The 18,303-nt window shown below is 38.7% G+C and carries 18 protein-coding genes and 1 riboswitch; of the genes, 6 read left to right on the top strand and 12 right to left on the bottom strand.

The window, feature by feature from the left end; translation table 11 throughout:
• Positions 1-120 precede the first annotated feature (120 nt).
• The 7 genes from rlmD to cax all read right to left on the bottom strand — a co-directional run bounded on the left by rlmD (position 121) and on the right by cax (position 8,417).
• Positions 121-1,503: a 23S rRNA (uracil(1939)-C(5))-methyltransferase RlmD gene (rlmD, locus tag FS608_RS16360; protein WP_144552863.1), complete on the bottom strand. Its 1,383-nt coding sequence runs from the start codon at positions 1,501-1,503 to the stop codon at positions 121-123.
• A 121-nt stretch (positions 1,504-1,624) separates the two neighbouring features.
• On the bottom strand, positions 1,625-2,410 hold the full coding sequence (pdaA, locus tag FS608_RS16355) for a delta-lactam-biosynthetic de-N-acetylase (RefSeq protein ID WP_144552861.1): 786 nt from the start codon (positions 2,408-2,410) through the stop codon (positions 1,625-1,627).
• Positions 2,411-3,268: 858 nt separating this feature from the next.
• Entirely contained in the window at positions 3,269-4,813 is a 1,545-nt protein-coding gene (locus FS608_RS16350) for a fumarate hydratase (RefSeq protein ID WP_144552859.1), read from the bottom strand.
• Between the two features lie 188 nt (positions 4,814-5,001).
• The gene (locus FS608_RS16345) at positions 5,002-5,199 is read right to left on the bottom strand and encodes an SE1561 family protein (RefSeq protein WP_066251284.1); all 198 of its coding nucleotides are present in this window, start codon (positions 5,197-5,199) and stop codon (positions 5,002-5,004) included.
• A 268-nt stretch (positions 5,200-5,467) separates the two neighbouring features.
• Entirely contained in the window at positions 5,468-6,238 is a 771-nt protein-coding gene (locus FS608_RS16340; RefSeq protein WP_373561737.1) for a YfkD famly protein, read from the bottom strand.
• A gap of 126 nt (positions 6,239-6,364) precedes the next feature.
• Complete coding sequence (locus FS608_RS16335) at positions 6,365-6,982, bottom strand: YczE/YyaS/YitT family protein (protein WP_144552857.1); 618 nt, start codon at positions 6,980-6,982, stop codon at positions 6,365-6,367.
• A 379-nt stretch (positions 6,983-7,361) separates the two neighbouring features.
• Entirely contained in the window at positions 7,362-8,417 is a 1,056-nt protein-coding gene (cax, locus tag FS608_RS16330; protein ID WP_186328768.1) for a calcium/proton exchanger, read from the bottom strand.
• A 198-nt stretch (positions 8,418-8,615) separates the two neighbouring features.
• Between cax and FS608_RS16325 the strand changes: the two genes are divergently transcribed.
• The gene (locus FS608_RS16325; RefSeq protein ID WP_144552855.1) at positions 8,616-9,794 is read left to right on the top strand and encodes an MFS transporter; all 1,179 of its coding nucleotides are present in this window, start codon (positions 8,616-8,618) and stop codon (positions 9,792-9,794) included.
• Between the two features lie 175 nt (positions 9,795-9,969).
• Positions 9,970-11,883: a heavy metal translocating P-type ATPase gene (locus tag FS608_RS16320; protein ID WP_144552853.1), complete on the top strand. Its 1,914-nt coding sequence runs from the start codon at positions 9,970-9,972 to the stop codon at positions 11,881-11,883.
• A 288-nt stretch (positions 11,884-12,171) separates the two neighbouring features.
• Here FS608_RS16320 and FS608_RS16315 read toward each other — a convergent pair whose 3' ends face one another.
• Positions 12,172-12,999: a YihY/virulence factor BrkB family protein gene (locus FS608_RS16315; protein WP_144553086.1), complete on the bottom strand. Its 828-nt coding sequence runs from the start codon at positions 12,997-12,999 to the stop codon at positions 12,172-12,174.
• 22 nt (positions 13,000-13,021) lie between these two features.
• Entirely contained in the window at positions 13,022-13,393 is a 372-nt protein-coding gene (locus FS608_RS16310; RefSeq protein WP_144552851.1) for a YtxH domain-containing protein, read from the bottom strand.
• A 190-nt stretch (positions 13,394-13,583) separates the two neighbouring features.
• Here FS608_RS16310 and FS608_RS16305 point away from each other — a divergent pair, with 190 nt between their 5' ends.
• Together FS608_RS16305 and FS608_RS30360 are read left to right on the top strand one after the other, a co-directional pair.
• Complete coding sequence (locus FS608_RS16305) at positions 13,584-13,808, top strand: DUF1128 domain-containing protein (protein WP_026564441.1); 225 nt, start codon at positions 13,584-13,586, stop codon at positions 13,806-13,808.
• A gap of 36 nt (positions 13,809-13,844) precedes the next feature.
• Entirely contained in the window at positions 13,845-14,000 is a 156-nt protein-coding gene (locus tag FS608_RS30360; RefSeq protein WP_222127367.1) for a hypothetical protein, read from the top strand.
• A 39-nt stretch (positions 14,001-14,039) separates the two neighbouring features.
• Here FS608_RS30360 and map read toward each other — a convergent pair whose 3' ends face one another.
• Entirely contained in the window at positions 14,040-14,789 is a 750-nt protein-coding gene (gene map / locus FS608_RS16300; RefSeq protein ID WP_144552849.1) for a type I methionyl aminopeptidase, read from the bottom strand.
• Positions 14,790-15,063: 274 nt separating this feature from the next.
• Between map and FS608_RS16295 the strand changes: the two genes are divergently transcribed.
• A complete protein-coding gene (locus FS608_RS16295) occupies positions 15,064-15,390 on the top strand; it encodes a helix-turn-helix domain-containing protein (RefSeq protein ID WP_144552847.1) in 327 nt (108 codons plus the stop codon).
• A gap of 90 nt (positions 15,391-15,480) precedes the next feature.
• Here FS608_RS16295 and FS608_RS16290 read toward each other — a convergent pair whose 3' ends face one another.
• Complete coding sequence (locus FS608_RS16290) at positions 15,481-15,603, bottom strand: anti-repressor SinI family protein (protein ID WP_144552845.1); 123 nt, start codon at positions 15,601-15,603, stop codon at positions 15,481-15,483.
• A gap of 30 nt (positions 15,604-15,633) precedes the next feature.
• A riboswitch (cyclic di-GMP riboswitch) is annotated at positions 15,634-15,721 on the bottom strand.
• 637 nt (positions 15,722-16,358) lie between these two features.
• Between FS608_RS16290 and FS608_RS16285 the strand changes: the two genes are divergently transcribed.
• Positions 16,359-16,562: a hypothetical protein gene (locus FS608_RS16285; protein WP_144552843.1), complete on the top strand. Its 204-nt coding sequence runs from the start codon at positions 16,359-16,361 to the stop codon at positions 16,560-16,562.
• 44 nt (positions 16,563-16,606) lie between these two features.
• Here the strand turns inward: FS608_RS16285 and hutH are convergent, their stop codons facing one another.
• Positions 16,607-18,133 (bottom strand): histidine ammonia-lyase, encoded by a 1,527-nt coding sequence (gene hutH, locus FS608_RS16280; protein ID WP_144553084.1) that lies wholly within the window; start codon positions 18,131-18,133, stop codon positions 16,607-16,609.
• Between the last annotated feature and the right edge of the window lie 170 nt (positions 18,134-18,303).

Raw genomic sequence — 18,303 nt, 5'->3', positions numbered from 1 at the left:
CAATTAGAAAACACAAATTATTTCAATTGTTAATAAATTGGGATATACACAAAAAGAACCCCCGATAATCTATTCGGGGGTCTAGGTAGTTATTTATTACACACGGCCACAAAATACTTTTTATGCTTTCAATACTAGTAGTGAACAGCACTCCACATGCGCAGTGTGCGGGAACATGTCCACTGGCTGGATATATTTCACTTCATATTTAGCACTTAACGTTTGAATGTCCTTTGCTAATGTTGAAGGATTACATGAGATGTAAATAAGCTTTTTTGGTTCTGCCTTAAGGATGGTTTGGATTAACTGTCCCTCAAGACCGGTTCTAGGTGGATCAACGACAATGACATCGGGCTTCCAACCCTTTTTGACCCATTTTGGTAGGACTTCTTCTGCCTTACCAGGTACATATTTTGTATTAGTCAATCCATGCCGCTTTGCGTTTTTCTTCGCATCCTCAATCGATTCTGGGATGACGTCCATTCCACGGACTTCTCCTGCCTGGTCAGCAAGCCATAAACCGATGGTTCCAACTCCACAATAGGCGTCTACTACTTTTTCTTGACCAGTCAGCGCGGCTGCTTTTTTCACTTCATTATATAGCTTCACGGTCTGAATAGGATTTAATTGGAAGAATGTCCTTGCAGAAAGCTCAAACTGAAGATCTCCTAGTGTTTCTTGGATGAACTCTTCACCCGCTAATGGAAGGGTTTCCTCACCAAAAATAAGGGACGTCTTTTGTCCATTTATGTTCTGAACAATTGATTTCACATTCGGAAGACGTTTTTGAATTTCCTGAATGATGGTGTCCACTTTTGGTAATTCTATTTGCGTTGTAATCAGAACGACTTGCAGCTCTCCAGTTTGTATACCAACCCGTGTAACAATGGTTCGAACAATACCTTTTCTGGATTTTTCATTATAAATAGGAATTTTTAACTCCTCTAAAATCCTTTTAACCGCTGATGTTGCTTCATTTGTTTGTGAGTGCTGAACCGCACATTCGTCAATATTTATCAATTGATGAGAATTAAGGCCATAAAGCCCCGCAAGGACCTTGCCATCCATTGCCTTCACTTGAAAACTGCTCTTGTTTCTATACCCCCACGGGTCTTCCATTCCAACCGTTTCTCGGATATCAAGGTTGCTAATGTCCACTTTGGTATGGCGCACCAATGATTGAATGACGATATCACGTTTTTCCTTTAACTGTTGATCATATTTTAAGTGCTGTAATTGACATCCTCCGCATTGATCATATACCGGGCAAAGCGGTTGGACTCGATTGGGGGATTTGATGCGAATTTTCTTGATTTTTGCCTCGGCAAATTTAGGATTTATCTTCGTTGCTTCTACAACCACTTCTTCACCAGGAAGTGCACCGGGCACAAAGACAACCTGTTTTTTAAAATAACCGACACCTTCCCCATTAATACCGAGCCGTTTAATCGTGAGCGGAAAGGTTTGCTTCAGTTCTATTTTGATATTTTGATCAGTTTTCATCTATTTCACTCCATAATATTCCATAAATTCATATAGATCGTTTCATTTTAATTTCCCCGTATTATAGCACGATTCACACAGAAAAACCGAATTCCAAAAAGAAATTCGGTTTTAGTGGGTATTAATTATCATCTGGCATTATTTTTTTCCTTGGAAATTTATCCAGGCTTTTGAACTTGTAGCCTTTTTTCTTTAAATCTTGAATCGCTTTTTCAAGGGCATCGGCATTATCCTTTGATACAGTGTGTAAAAGCAGTATACAGCCAGGATGAACCTGTCTCATGATATTGTCATAGGAATATTGCCAGCCTTTTTGCGAATTCACATGCCAATCAACGAACGCGAGGGACCAGAATACATGCGTGAAGCCCTCTTCTTTAGCAATCTGCATGGTTCTTTCACTAAATACCCCCCGAGGTGGACGAAGGTATTTCATTTCTTTCTGGCCGGTTAATTCTTTAGTTTTGACGCGGACCTTTTCAAGCTCTTCACGAATCCTTTGGTCACTAACGGTTGTTAGGTCCGGATGATGCCACGAATGGTTACCAATAATATGCCCTTCTTTTACCATTCTTTTCACGATATCCTCTGCCGAAAGCAAGTAATGTCCGGTCACAAAAAAAGTCGCAGGTACCTTTTCCTTTTTTAAGACATCCAGAATCTGAGGTGTATATCCTTGTTCATAACCATTATCGAAAGTTAGGTATAACGTCTTTGAGTCGGGGTTACTTTTATAAAAAGCCCCGTATTTTTCGATTAACTGATCAAGCTCCGCTCCAGCTTCTGCTTGCTGTTCATTTGCACCTTTTTTAAAGCCCCAATGAATCGGCTGATTGGAAACAGCCGCATATGTACTCTGCGGTATGAATAAAAGCAGCATACTGAGGATGCACAAAAATCTTTTCATCCATGTTCCCCCTATTTTTGTTTTTTTTAGTGTTTGTTTAATTGGGAAAATAATTATTAGTATTTATAGGAAATTTTGAGGCTGATGGTAGACGCGGCCTTTCGTGGTACCTGTATAAGGGAAGCATAATGTAGATAAAAAGTACGAGGTTATTCTTGTAGATGGAAGGTGAAGGAATGTACGTATTTCCTTGTTGGTGAATGATGAAGGGTTTAATAAGAAATACTCTCTTATCGCATCTACACAAGCATCATTTGAAATAAAATGACAAATAGGACAAACCCAAATTTTTCTATTATATTCCATTGGAAATAGATAACATTTGGGGCACTGTACACCAGTTATAATTTCAGATTTTTGAATATTAAAGTTTTGAAGAATATCTGTAATTAGAGGAGTGTGGCTTTTTAAAAGGAGTCTTTTAATTTTCTCAATGGTTTTAGGATCAAGGAAAATCTTATTATGTTGATGGTAAAATACGTCTATTTTTCCAAGTAGTTCACTCACTCGGCATATCTTTTTTTCTGCAATTGCGTATCCAGGACTAATGCATAATTCAGTTGAGGATTTACAAATAGCTACTAGCGAGCTGCTTATGTCGTTGAATTTTTCAAAATAGGAGATAATTAAACATTTTGAAAGGTTTATTTTACAATTTTTCAATTTATTTTACATAACTAGGAGTTAATTCAACAATAATTAGAAATTCATTTCCAACCCCAAGAAAACAAGTTAGTTATTTTACAAAATTGAGGGGTATTTTTACAAAATAGCTTAGTAATCACACAAAAGATGGAACTAAATTCCTTTTCAATAAAAAATAGGCGCCCGCAGCCCGAGCGCCTATCCCACAACTCTCTATTTAAATACTGGTTCCTTAAACGCTGCTAACTTCTCTAATGAAGATTTATCAACATCTGCATGCAGGCTTTTTCCGTGTGAGTCCATTGTAACAACTGCTGTAAAGCCCTCTACACGCAGATGCCACATCGCTTCTGGAATACCAAATTGCATTAAATCGACACCTTCAACAGATTTGATGCAATCTGCATAATACTGGGCAGCTCCACCAATTGCATTTAAGTATACCCCGCCATGTTCTTCCAATGCAGCTAACGTCTTCGGTCCCATACCGCCTTTACCGATGACAGCACGGATGCCGAACTTCTTCATGATATCACCTTGGTAAGGCTCCTCACGAATACTTGTTGTTGGTCCAGCCGCTTTAACATGCCAATCACCGGCCTCGTCCTTCAACATAACCGGACCGCAATGATAAATAACTTGTCCATTTAAATCCACTGGTGCGTCATGATCGCTTAAATACTTATGAATTGCATCACGGCCAGTGTACATCATACCATTAATTTGAACGACATCGCCTACTTTAAGAGAACGGATTTGTTCTTCAGAAATTGGCGCCTCCAAAGTGATAACCCCTTCAGATGTAGCTGCTGTTTCCTGCTCCGCTACTTCTCTTTCAGCAAAATCAATGAATTCCCCGTCTTGATACATCCATTCGTTGATTTCACCAGTCTCCGCGTTTACACTCACACCTAAACGACGGAATGCCCAGCAATTGTAAGCAACAGACACATAGAAACTTGCAGGAATACGGTTCATGACGCCAACTTTACAGCCTAAAAGGGTTGCTTCGCCACCGAAGCCCATTGTGCCGATTCCTAATTTATTAGCGTTTTCCATGACATACTCTTCTAACTTTCGAAGGTCTTCATTTGGGTTCACATCTTCCACAGAACGGAATAACTGTTCTTTCGCTAAATCGTATCCAGAAGAACGGTCACCACCAATACCAACACCGATAAAGCCAGCGCTGCAGCCTTGGCCTTGAGCCTGGTAGACAGAATGCATAACGCACTTACGAATTCCATCAAGGTCACGTCCGGCACGGCCTAACCCGTCTAATTCACATGGAAGGCTGTATTGAATGTTTTTATTTTCACAACCGCCGCCTTTTAAAATCAGACGGACGTCGATATAATCTTTTTCCCATTGGTCAAATTTGATAACAGGTACGCCTGCACCAAGATTGTCGCCACTGTTTTCACCAGTTAGGGAATCGACAGAGTTCGGGCGAAGCTTCCCTTCTTTTGTTGCCAACACGATGGCATTACGAATCGCTTCTTTAATTTCTAATTGATTCACACCTACTGGCGTTTTAATTTTAAAGGTTGGTAAACCTGTGTCCTGACAGATGGGTGACACTTGATCGTCTGCCATCTTGATATTATTTGTGATTGTCGCAAGGCTCATTGCGGCGCTTGTTCCTGCATTTTCATTTTCCTTAGCCCGTTTAACAGCTCGGCGGACGTCCTTAGGAAGTTTTGTTGATGTTTCAACGACTAGCTTGTACATGCTTTCTTGAAATTTAGAAATATTCAATTCGAGTACCCCTCTCCCCATGTTCCCCATTAATATTTTTCAATTTTACAATTTTTGCACGCTTATATTATACTCCTATAACCACTAGAATTAAAGGATTAGCTTGCAACCGCTGCCAGGATAATCGAGGAAATCCCCATGTAAATATTGGATTTCACCTCATACCCCCATTAAAAAGAGCCTGTTGATTAAACAGACTCACTTACTTCACGGTTATTAAATTCCCTGCATTTAGATTCCATATCATCTAACATCGAAATTAAGCGGTCAATATCTTCAAGATCCGTATCTTCTGGATCAATGGCATCAAGGACATCAATGAACATGTTTAAGCGTTGCTTTAAAAAATTCACTTGTGTATTTTTATCTTCAATCGGACTACCCAAGTTGTTTCACTCCTTTCGTTAACGTTCTCATCCTATCGAAAAATTGATGCTTTGACAATCGATTAATAATATTTTGTCCAACTTTTTAAAAATAAGGCTCTGTTAAACTGGCTGTTGATTTCCACTTCAGGCACTTCGCTTTCCGCGGGCGGTCCGGGGCCTCCCGCAGGAGTATTCGTGCCTTACGTTCCAATCAACTTGCTATAAAACAACAGTAGACTTTAACAGAGCCAAAAATAAAAAGACTCCTGCAACCAGGAGTCCGCTTTTAGCGTGGTCGTTCTGACGCTGCAAATCCAAAGGATACATAATCTTGAACCGGGATCCATGCACCGATTCCTTGAGAGGTTACATTTTTAATTACGATAAACTTTTTGCTGCCTTTGAGCATTAAATAGACTTCACCGTAGGTTACTTTACCTTTTTCATTCACACCTGGTGCATAGGCATATAAGTAGCCCAACCGGTTCGGTGGAATGTTATAAATATGGTCATTCTTGGTACCTGCCCCAATAATCGTATCAAATGCAAGTGGAAGATGTGTTTTTTCCATCGCCTTCAAAAGCATCATTTTTTTTACAGCTTCAGCACTGGCGATTTTAGCGGTGAGCCCGCCTCTGATAATCTTCTGGGACTCCTGAACATATTTGATCTGATATGGGACCTTGCCGCCGCGATTATCGAAATAATTGGTGTTAATCTTTTGGAACTCCCAGTTTGGAGAAGTTTCCGATGATTCGTAATTTAAGGGCCACTGACCTAGGTAGACGATAGCACGATAGCCAATCGCAAAGGGTGTGCTATTAATACTCGATTCATTTAGCATCCGGATTAGATCAGGGTTTTCGATTTTCACCTTTGATGAGTTAATCAACTTTTTAGTTAAATCACTGGGTTGTAATAATGGCAGATCCTGTGTCGAATTTGGATAGGTATTCTCCTTGGTAATATTTCGAACCGAAGCTGGGACTTGATATTTTACCGAAACTTTTTGCGCTTGACCCTTTTGTGCGAAGGCTGAGGGAATAAAAGTTAACATTAATAGCAGTGTCATCAGGATAGTGACATTTTTCTTCACGAGTTAAACTCCTTTCACTAATAACATAATCAGTCTGCTAATAGTTTTTTCGGAGTTGATTATTTTTATCCATCTCAGCAAGTAATTTCAATATTTCGTCTGTAGTCGCAACATAAATTTTTCAAAAAATGGAAAGAACAATTGGATCGCAGGTCCTACAGTGAATGTAATGATAATGGTACCGTATGATATAGGTCCATGTAGTAAAAAGGCAGGAATCAATGCTGTAATCTCTCCAATGGTTTTGGCAACCATTAAATTAACTCGAAAACGTTCTTTAATGGCTAACATAAAATTATCAATCGGACTTTGAGGGAATTTTGCCTGAATGTATATAGCTGCACCAAATCCAATAATCAAGATTCCTACAAATAGCATAACTATTTTAGGGATTAGTTGATTGACTTGAAATAATTCAAAAACAGTTACTAACCAAAAATCAACTAATGAACCTATGATTATAATTGTTAGAAGTGAAAGAAGATCAGGTCTTTTCTTTAATAAGAGAGAGACCACTATGACTAAAAAAGCCCCATCAATCATTACCCATTTTCCTACTGATAAACCTACCTTTTCAGTTAAAGCTACATTAAGAGCATCCCATGCACCAACACCAATATCCGCCACTTCAATGGTCATACATACACCAAACGTCATAATACTAAGTCCAAAAATAAAAAATAAAAACCGAATTAATAATCTCATTAGCTCTCCTTAAAAAGTAACATAAATGTAATATTCAGAACATTTACAAAATTAAAATTTAATAATATAATATACTTAACTTATCAACAAAGGAGGGCCGTAATCAATCTGCTTCCATTACTTATTATCCATAAGGAGGTTGGGATTCCCGTCTTATATGAGATTCAACACTCGTGTTCATGTATCTAAATAAACATGAAGGTTGGTGATTGATGGCCCAAAGAAAAGCGATTGATTTTTACCCTGCTAAACGGTTATTTTATCATAATAGCTCAGGCTTGACGATTAACCCCCGTACATTGAAGAATGGAAATGAAACTTAAATTTAATAATAAAGACTCTATGCCACCAGGCTTAGAGTCTTTATTTTTTACAATAGCTAGAGTAAGTAGAAGCCAATTCCCATAATTAAATAGGCAGCGAGTAGTGTTAACCCTTCGAACCAATTGGATTCACCGTCGTTGGAGATAACAACCATAAGAAGCACTGATGACACCATCGCAATTAACTCTTGCCAACTAAATAGCAATGGCATGGTGGTATCAAAGAAAAGAGAGACAAGCACAAGAACAGGTAATACGAACATAGCCACCTGTAATGTAGAACCAATCGCGATTTCAACGGCAATATCCATTTTGTTTTTAAATGCCATAACAATGGCAGATGCATGTTCGGCTGCATTCCCTACTATAGCCACGATAATGACACCAATAAACAATTCAGACCAACCAAGTGTTTCTCCTACATATTCAAAAGTATGGACTAGGTGCTCGGAAATGTATGCAACTGCTATGGTTGCAATAAAAAGAACAGCAATGGCTCTCCCTTTCCCCCATTCCGGTTCCTCTTCCTCATAGTCGACTTTTTCAGTACTAGGCTGGTATACACCTCGATGGGTAACCAATTTAAAAAATAAGGCAGCAAGATAAAGGATGATCAAAATAACTGAAATCCCAATACTTAAGGAAAGAGTTTTTGTCTCATTCATATTAATAGAAAAAACTTCAGGGATGACAAAAGCAATGATAACCGCAAACATCAACAGCCCTGAATTATGCCTAGCATCGTAGACATTAAATGACTGTCTCTTAAATTTTAAGCCCCCAATAAAGAACGAAAGCCCTGCCACCAGTAGTAAGTTTCCTAACACGGAACCTGTTAGCGAGGCGAGAACAATTCCAACAAGCCCGGCCTTCAACGAAAAGATTGAAATAATAAGTTCGACTGCATTTCCAAAGGTTGCATTTAACAGTCCGCCAATCCGCGGTCCTGCAACAATCGCTAGACTTTCTGTAGCCCTTCCCATATAACTAGCTAGTGCCACGATCGTTAAGCAATAAATAATAAATAAGACAATATTTGACCAATGCATCAGTGAGCCAATAACAGACAGCGGCACCCCAATGAATGTCATAAGCATAAAAATCCTGTTCACCGTATTCCCTCCATATTCTTAATATCTAACGAGGATATTTTCTTTTAAACTTTTCCTTTTGTTCCTTAATTTACCTAAAATTACCCCAATTGTCTAGGGTCGAAACTTTCCTCTTGCAAATGGACGATTTTCTCGTTACCATAATTTAGGAAATATATAATTTAACTTGAATGAAAATTGTAGAATTGAGGAAGTTTTATGAATAAAACTAATCTGCGATTTTGGATCCTTGTTAGTATCGTTGCGATTTCTGGGTTTTCGCAAGGAATGTTGCTGCCTCTCATTGCTGTAATTTTTGAGAAAAGTGGGGTATCCCCTTCATTAAATGGTTTAAATGCGACAGCACTTTATATAGGAATTCTCCTTGTATCTCCATTTATGGAAATGCCCCTAAGAAAATACGGCTATAAACCAGTGATTATCTATGGCGGCGGACTCGTCATCGTTTCACTCGCTCTATTCCCTCTCTGGGAGACGTTTTGGTTTTGGTTTGCCCTCAGGTTACTGATAGGGATAGGTGACCACTCTCTCCACTTCGCCACACAGACTTGGATTACTTCATCAGCTCCTGCTGATAAGCGAGGACGAAATATTTCTCTATATGGATTATTTTTTGGAATTGGCTTTGCCAGTGGGCCATTAATGACACCTTTAGTAAACGTAAATCAATCTCTGCCTTTTATTGTCTCCTCAATCCTTTGTTTTATTGGCTGGATTTTTGTATTTATGCTTAAAAACGAACGACCTGAACTAGAGGTTGGTATCAATTCCTTCCTATCAACTATCAAACAGTTTAAGAAGGCTTTAAAATATGGATGGGTTGCTTTCCTTCCGCCATTTTCTTATGGATTTTTAGAATCCTCCTTAAATGGCAGTTTTCCTGTCTATGCCTTAAGAATGTCTATAAACGTCACCAATGTTTCCATGTTGTTAACTGCATTTGCCGCCGGCAGTATTATTACCTCACTTCCTTTAGGAATTTTGAGTGATAAGTATGGCCGGCGCAATATCTTAATGACGATACTTTTTCTTGGATTTTTTAGCTTTACAGCCGCCATCTTCCTTGAACACTCTTTTATTGGACTGTTTGTCGTTTTCCTTATTTCTGGAATGATTGTCGGCTCAACATTCTCGCTGGGTATCAGCTATATGACAGACTTACTTCCAAAAACTCTACTGCCTACCGGAAATTTGTTATGCGGAATTTTTTTCAGTCTCGGAAGTTTAAGCGGACCCATCATCGGCGGTTTGTTTATTAAATTCGTTGAAAATGTGAGTTTCTTCTATATCATTAGTACGATGCTCTTAACCTTATCTATTATCATCTTCACATTTGGTAAGAAGACTAAGTCGGTATTTAAGCAACAAAGTTCGTAAATGGATAATTGTGGAGCAAATTCATATCTTCCGCATAAAATATGTGGTAAGATAAACATAAATAGAAACCTTATAAAGACTGTGCTGTCATCCTTTTGATGACAGCTTTCGTATTTTTTAAGGGTATTGACTTTGATTATTCTTATCAATTAGCAATCGGAGGGGGGAAAAATTAGTGAGTTCCGAAGCAAAGGCGCTAACAAAGAGTATGAACAAATTAGGGCTATTCGAAAAAATCAAACCACATGCAGAACTAATTGCAGCAGGACTAAGCGGTGGTTTAATTGCAGCTGGCTGGTTATTTGATAAGTATGGAAATGGATCAGATTCCATTATTGCTTACCTGCTAGCATTTGTAATTGGTGGTTTTGCCAAGGCAAAAGAAGGCATTGAGGCTACCTATGAAAATAAGGAACTGAACGTGGAAATGTTAATGATTTTTGCTGCTATCGGGTCGGCCATTATTGGATACTGGACAGAAGGTGCCATGCTAATCTTTATTTTTGCTGTAAGCGGGGCACTTGAAACCTATACAATGAATAAAAGTCATAAAGAAATCTCCTCTTTAATGAAACTGCAGCCAGAAGAGGCTTTGCTCATAACAGATGGCAGTGAAAAGAGAGTTCCTGTTTCAGTGCTTCATGTCGGGGATTTGATTCTAATAAAGCCCGGTGAGCGCATTCCTTCTGACGGGATGATTATTAAAGGACAAACCAATATTGACGAGGCAGCAATTACTGGCGAATCTATGCCTGTATCTAAAGGCGATAGAGAAGATGTTTTTGCAGGGACTGTTAACATGACAGGCTCAATTACTGTCCAAGTAACAAAAGCGAGCCATGACACTCTTTTTCAAAAGATCATTCAGCTTGTACAATCAGCTCAAAGCGAGAAATCTCCTTCACAACAATTCATTGAACGTTTTGAAGGAACTTATGTTAAAGTAGTTCTCTCTGTTGTTTTATTGATGTTTTTTCTTCCGCACTTTATCTTAGGCTGGAGTTGGCAAGAAGCTTTTTATCGGGCGATGATTTTATTGGTGGTGGCTTCTCCTTGTGCCCTTGTTGCTTCCATCATGCCTGCTACATTATCGGCCATCTCCAATGGAGCAAAACGTGGAATCCTGGTAAAAGGCGGGGTGCACCTTGAGAATTTAAGCCATTTGGGTGCCATTGCATTTGATAAAACCGGGACATTGACAAAAGGCAACCCAGAAGTAACGGAAGTGATTGTAAAGGATGGTCTTGATAGGGATACCCTGATTTGGAAGGCAGCATCGATTGAAAGCCATTCTAACCATCCACTTGCCACGGCAATTGTGAAATATGTAAAATCAAACTTTAACAAAGAACTCCTCCATCCGGACAGTCTGGAAGATATACCAGGATGGGGAGTAAAAGCCACCATTAACGGGGAGAATTGGAAGATTGGTAAAGCTGCATTTATAGACCAAGAACCAATAGAAGAGTTTGCTGGTGGAAAGATTAAAGAACTCGCTACTCAGGGCAATACGCTTGTATTTATTGAAATTGATGGCGAGTTATCTGCGGTAATCGCGATGAAGGACGTTGTCCGTGAGGAGACTAAACTTGCGATTGATCACCTGAAAAAGCAAGGGATCCGTACAGTTATGCTGACTGGTGATAGTGAAAAAACGGCACGCGCAATTGCCTCGGAAAGCCATGTGGATGAATTTTTCGCAGAATGCTTACCTGAGGTAAAAGTCGAAAAACTAAAGAAGTTAAAAACAAAATATGAAACCGTGGCAATGGTAGGTGACGGAATCAATGATGCACCTGCACTTGCTATCGCCAATGTTGGTATTGCCATGGGTGGTGGAACGGATGTTGCACTTGAAACTGCGGATATTGTCTTAATGAAAAATGATTTACCTCGCATTGCTGAGGCCATTGATCTTTCGAAGCGAATGAATAAAATCATTAAACAGAATGTTATTTTCTCGATAACTGTTATCATGATCTTGATTTCGTCAAACTTCTTTCAGATCCTTGATTTGCCATTTGGGGTCATTGGTCATGAAGGCAGTACAATCTTAGTTATTCTAAACAGCCTGCGATTGCTTAAATAATATAAAAAGCTCCAGCGCCCGTAACAACTAGCCGCTGGGCGCTGGAGCTGGATTAAAAAACCGGATGAACATTCATCCGGTTTTATTATTTTATTTGAGGGAAAGACCATTAGTGATATCCGTTTGAACCGTTTGCTGAGCCGGAAGTTTTGTTTCCTTTGCTTCCTTTGCCTTTTTGCTTGGTACCGCCATCTTTTTTAGTTTTCTTTGTCATATTAAGAACCTCCTTAAAAAAAGTAGCCTGCCATCTTAGTTTGGACAGATTGGCAAGTTTCATGAAGGTAACTATTAGCAATTCTTACGGTTTTTTTCACTATAAAAGGCATTTATTTCTCCACCTAAAATAATAATAAATGCCGATATGTATAACCAAATCATTAAGACAATGATTGCCCCGATACTCCCATACGTAAGAGAATAATTACTTATGTTTCCAACATAAAACGTTAATCCAATCGAGGAAACAATCCAGCCAATTGTCGCAAAAGCGGCACCCGGAAAGGCACTGCGGCATTTTAATTTTACATTTGGTGCAATCCAATACAATCCTGTAAAAATAAGGAACAAAATAATCGCACTAACGAGCCAGCTTAATGTATTCCAAAGCTTAATAAATTCTGTCGTGTAGCCCAATTGAGAAAATAAAAAAATACCTATTTCTCTGCCGAACACTGGGAGAACAATAGCAAGAATTAATACAAAGATCATCCCAAATGTTAATAATATAGCCATCCCTCTAGAAACAATAAATGAACGGCTTTCCTTGACATTGTATGCCTTATTAAATGCCTTGACGATCGCATTAATTCCGTTCGATGCTGACCAAATCGTGCCAATAATCCCGAACGAAAGCAACCCGCCATTCCGATGGTTCATGATATTATGGACATTTTTTTCAATTAAATCCATTGCCTCGACTGGTGCAAAATCTCTCACTACTCCCAGCATATCCTGATGTGGAATCGGAAAATAGGGAAGGAGTGTAAAGAGAACAATCAGAAGCGGAAATAGTGACAATAGAAAATAATACGCCAACTGCGCACTTAAGCCTGGCAGATCATCTTCATCGACCCGATGCCAAAGTAATCGTAGTAGAGACGAGCGGACATTCCCCATCTTTTCCATGTCCATCCTCCTTCTAATTCGTTCTTTTGTCTTCTCCTAACACTTCTTCTAAAAGCAGGGATTCATCACTCTTTGAGAAGGTATCCTTCGTTTCTTTTATCATGTCAGTTACCTGTGGTGTTAATTCGCGTAATTCTTCCACCTTATCTGTGATAAAGGAGATATCTTCGTTCACCTGCTTTACGGTTGTCTTTACCTTTTCAGCTGTTTCCTTTACTTTCTCTGCAATTTCACCTGGATTCCTAAAAACATAGGTTACCTTCGATGTGGTTTTTTGTACATTTGCTTTCATCACTTCACGTGTTTGTTTATCTAAAAGGCTAATGGCCCCGCCAGCAATGGCTCCAAGTATCATTCCGCGCCAAAATTGATTTTTCTGTGTCATGTTAACGTCTCCTTTAATCCTTGTTATTATCAATAGTACCCCATGTAAAAAATACCAAAACCTGCATATTTTTATTTTCCTTGATAGACGGAGTCCATGCAAGTCCAGATTCTCTTTTAATGATTTTTTTATTGACATATAATTTCTTACATGAAAAGATGAACTTAATAATTCGGAAAGGATGACCGAAATGAATTTATCTGAAAAGTCGATTGAAAATGTCGAATATATGATTGAACAAATAAAGGAAAAATTAAAGGTCTTGAACCTTGGGGCAATTAAACCTTCACACTTTGATGAAGAAATGTACGAGGAACTGAAAGAGATTTATGATATGGTCCAACGAAAGAATTCGTTTAGTCCAAATGAAATGCAAGCATTAGTTGAAGAGCTTGGAAGCCTTCGAAAGAAATAGGATGTGTTAAAGGTTAATGTTGATTTTGGCACTCTGTTGACCTTCGTTCCAGGCACGAAGACTCTTGCGGGAGTACGGGGCAGGGGAGACCCCGCAGGAGCAAAGCGACGAGGAGGCTCCCCGGCACGCCCGCGGAAAGCGAAGTGCCTGGAACGGAAATCAACAGGCAAGTTTAACACAGCCAAGAAATAAAATGAAAACCCGTTATGCACATAACGGGTTTTTTGGTGATTAATCTTGTTCAGTTAAGATGACGGTTCCCTCTTTGGTAATGGCAAGGGTATGTTCGTATTGCGCTGAAAACTTTCCATCAATAGTTCTTGCCGTCCAGCCATTGAGATCCATTTTTGTTTGGTATCGTCCTACGTTAACCATGGGTTCGATTGTAAAGACCATACCCTCCTTGATTCTTGCACCTTTACCTGGCAGCCCATAATGAGGAACATCCGGTTTCTCATGAATTACTGCGCCAATTCCGTGGCCAATAAAGTCACGCACAACCGAAAACCCTTCGCTTTCAACATATTTTTGAATTGCGTGTCCTATGTCTCCGATTCGATTACCGACAACCGCTTGTTCAATCCCTTTATACAGTGCTTCCTTTGTGACTTTTAATAAGCGCTCAGTTTCCTCTGATACATCCCCAACTGCATATGACCAAGCTGAATCCGCTAGCGCACCGTTGTAATTAACAACCATGTCTACCGTCACAATATCCCCTTCATTTAAAGGTTCTTTCCTTGGAAAGCCATGGCAGATTTCGTCATTTATACTCGCACATGTCGCATATTCATAGCCTTTATAACCTTTTTGTTCTGGTGTCGCACCTTTTTTCTTTAGAAATTCTTCCACAAAGACATCAATTTCCCAAGTGGTAATACCTGGTTTAATCAATTTAGCTATTTCTTTATGACAAGCAGCAAGAATTTCCCCTGCTCTTTTCATTGCTTCTATTTCACGTTGTGATTTAAGGACAATCATTATTATAGGGTCCCCTTCCTTTTTTATTTATTTTTATGTATGCAAATCAAAATCGTTATTCGACTAAAAACATACCTCTAAAAAATTATACAACATGCCGTATTAGGCAACACTTTTAATATTAACTCTATCCTGGCATTTTTTCAAAAATACTTTAACTAATTTTTTTCTTAAAGTTCATATTTTCTCCTTATTTCTTTGTTCTTAATATGGTGCTTTTCTATTCTTTTTGATAGAATTAACGTAAAGTGAATAATAATTGGGTGTGAGACTAATGATTGGTGATCGCGTAAAAAAATTTCGCTTAGATAGAAAAATGTCGCTATCCGAACTTGCTGCTCAAGCAGGTGTGGCTAAATCTTATTTAAGTAACCTTGAGAATAATAAACAAGAGAATCCTTCTATAAAGTTCCTAGAAAAAATCGCTGTTGTTTTAAATATTCCTGTAGATCACTTGATACATGAAGAAATCAATAAAGAGGAATTAGATATTGATTGGATGAATTTAGTCAAGGACGCAATGAATTCTGGCGTTTCTAAGGAACAATTTCGGGATTTCCTCGAATTTAACAAGTGGCGAATTAATCAAAACGAAAAATAGATAAATAATCTTATTAAAAATAAAAGCATTTTACAAAAAAGTTACTTTTGTAAAATGCTTTTATTTTATGTACGAATATGATGAATCTGTTCATCTTTCGTTGACCAAGAAATCACGAACTGCTTCTATGGATAACCCTAAGTCCTTTGCCTCTAATATGAGTGCCATCCATTCCTGATCGATTACTTCAACTTCACTTTTTGTAATAACCATTTTACTCACCCCTAAAATACATAATGTATTCCAGGTAGCCCGGCCATCATAGCAAAAAACCCGCCTTAGACCCTCGGCTTTGCGTCCCTGCTTTTCAGCAGGTTTGCCTTTTTCTGACATTAATAAAACTTAAGTCACTGAATTAGCATTTCGTTTTAGTTTTGATAGGTCGATTTACTTAATCTACACTGATATTATATCTAGTGCTATTTTAGTAGGGTGTTGTAATTTGTCGTATTGATTAAATTTTCACACAACTTATTCTAACAAATTATCCCATATTTCTACAAAAACATCCTATTTTGGACTATCAATTCAAAAATACCATCTGTCAAAAGAGAGAATTTTTGGAAGAAATGCCCTGCAATTTATTCACTTCGTTAACCATAACCAAAAGATTTTCCCAACATATACACTAAATATTTGTCTAAATTATGACAATTAGCATATAATGTAAACAATATAATTATTTTCTTAATATTATTAATTTTCCAAATATGGTTGGTGATGTTGTGCAATGACCCTTATTCATGTGTTAAACTTCTCCATTCCGATTGCATTTATTGTGTTTGCCGGGTATTTTTTGGACCGCATATGCAAACCAGATTCTACAAAAGAAAAAGCTGGTGAAGAATGAATCTTTTTTATTGGATTCATCTGTCATTCAGCTTTTTCTTTTGGATCAGTTAATTAAAAAGTAATTATTTCACTCCGTTTCGGGAATGATACTTGCGTAGACGAAAGGAGTGTTACAATTGGCACGTGGAGAACATTTTGAACATAAAAAGAAGGGTCATCCAGGAAACTTTCCACAAGATACTTTAGTTGAAAAACATGCGAAAGAAGCAGTTGGTGACGAAGAATTCCTAGTTGTACGAGAAGCTTTTAAAAATCGTGTGGAAAATGAAGATGAGTATCGTGGAGATACTGCTCGCTTATTAAATGATCAGACAGAATAAAAGGCGTGAGCATCTCACGCCTTTTTCCTATTAAGAAATCATTTTTAGAAATGTCCCTTTTCGATCCTTATATTTCTAATAAATGGAGAAAATTCGATTGACTTAAGCCAATAAGCAACTTTTTCAATATCTTTTGAAAAGACCCTATCTTGTTTAATGGATGCTACCTGTTCGCGAGCCTTGTCGTAGAACAACCTAGTAATTGTCGCCATCTTTTCAATCCCGCGAATCTCCACGGCCTGCATGGCACAGATCAGTTCAATCGCCACAACTCTTCGTGCATTTTGGATAATTTGATAAGCATGCCTTGACGCAATCGTGCCCATACTAACATGGTCCTCTTGATTAGCAGATGATGGTATGGAATCGACACTGGCTGGATGGGCAAGTGTTTTATTCTCTGATACCAGTGCTGCTGCCGCATATTGCATGATCATCGCCCCTGATTGTAAGCCAGGCTCGGGACTTAGAAATGCTGGTAAATCATTCAACTGCGGATTAACCAACCTTTCAATCCGTCTTTCTGAAATATTCGCCAGTTCAGCCACAGCAATTTTCATAAAATCCATGGCAAAAGCAATCGGCTGTCCATGGAAATTCCCCCCTGAGATCACCTTTTCACCATTATCAAAGATTAACGGATTATCCGTTGCTGCGTTCATTTCGATTTCTAATTTTTCTTTCACATAATCCAGGGCCTGCCACGATGCACCATGAACCTGTGGTATACAGCGGAGAGAATAAGCATCTTGCACCCGTAATTCGCCCTGCTCTGTAGTTAATAAACTATCACCTAAATAACCACGGATTCTTGCTGCCGTATCAATTTGCTGTTTATACCCTCTAGCAACATGAACTTCTTCCGCAAATGCATCGATAATTCCATTTAACCCTTCCATTGTCATAGCTGCAATTAGCTCACTTTCATGTGCCAGTTGCTCTGCCTCCAAATAGCCGATCACACCCATAGCTGTCATAGCTTGTGTCCCATTAATAAGGGCTAGACCCTCTTTTGCCTCCAACGTTAATGGTAAAATCCCTTCTTGTTGGAGTGCATCAAAAGCCTCTATTTGCTTACCTTTGTAAAATACCTCTCCTTCGCCAATTAAAACCAATGCAAGATGAGAAAGCGGGGCTAAATCACCACTTGCCCCCAAAGAACCTTGCTGCGGGATCACAGGAATGATATCCTGATTCACTAACTCTAATAACTTTTCAATCACAACAGGTCTGACTCCTGAAAAACCCTTGAGGAGTGCGTTAGCTCGTAGAAGTACCATTGCTTTGGAAACTATTTCCGGAAAAGGTTCACCAACCCCGCATGCATGAGAGCGGATTAAATTAAGCTGGAGGTCTTGAACATGGTTTTTATCAATAAGGACGTCGCTGAACTTTCCAAATCCCGTCGTAATTCCATATACTATTTTTGATTCTGAAACAATTCTTTCAACTGCTTCACGACTCTTCTTGACTACTTCCATGCTCTCACTTGAGGCCATGACCTTTTGCTTTCGATATAAAATATCTTTCATCTGCTCTAATGTTAAACTTCCACCTGTCAGTGTTACCATATCGTCTCTCTCCTCTACCACTGTAGTATAATAAAGAAAGAGGCTGGATTCCGAATCTACTTGATTTGGAGTCCAGCCTCTTTTATGATGAATTGATTGAATATTATCAGACGCCTCATGGGTATCATTCCATTCTTTATCTATCTTAGTGATAATATTGTATGGGATGA

Source organism: Bacillus sp. X1(2014), from assembly GCF_007678255.1.
This window is presented reverse-complemented; position numbering and strand designations above follow the sequence as displayed.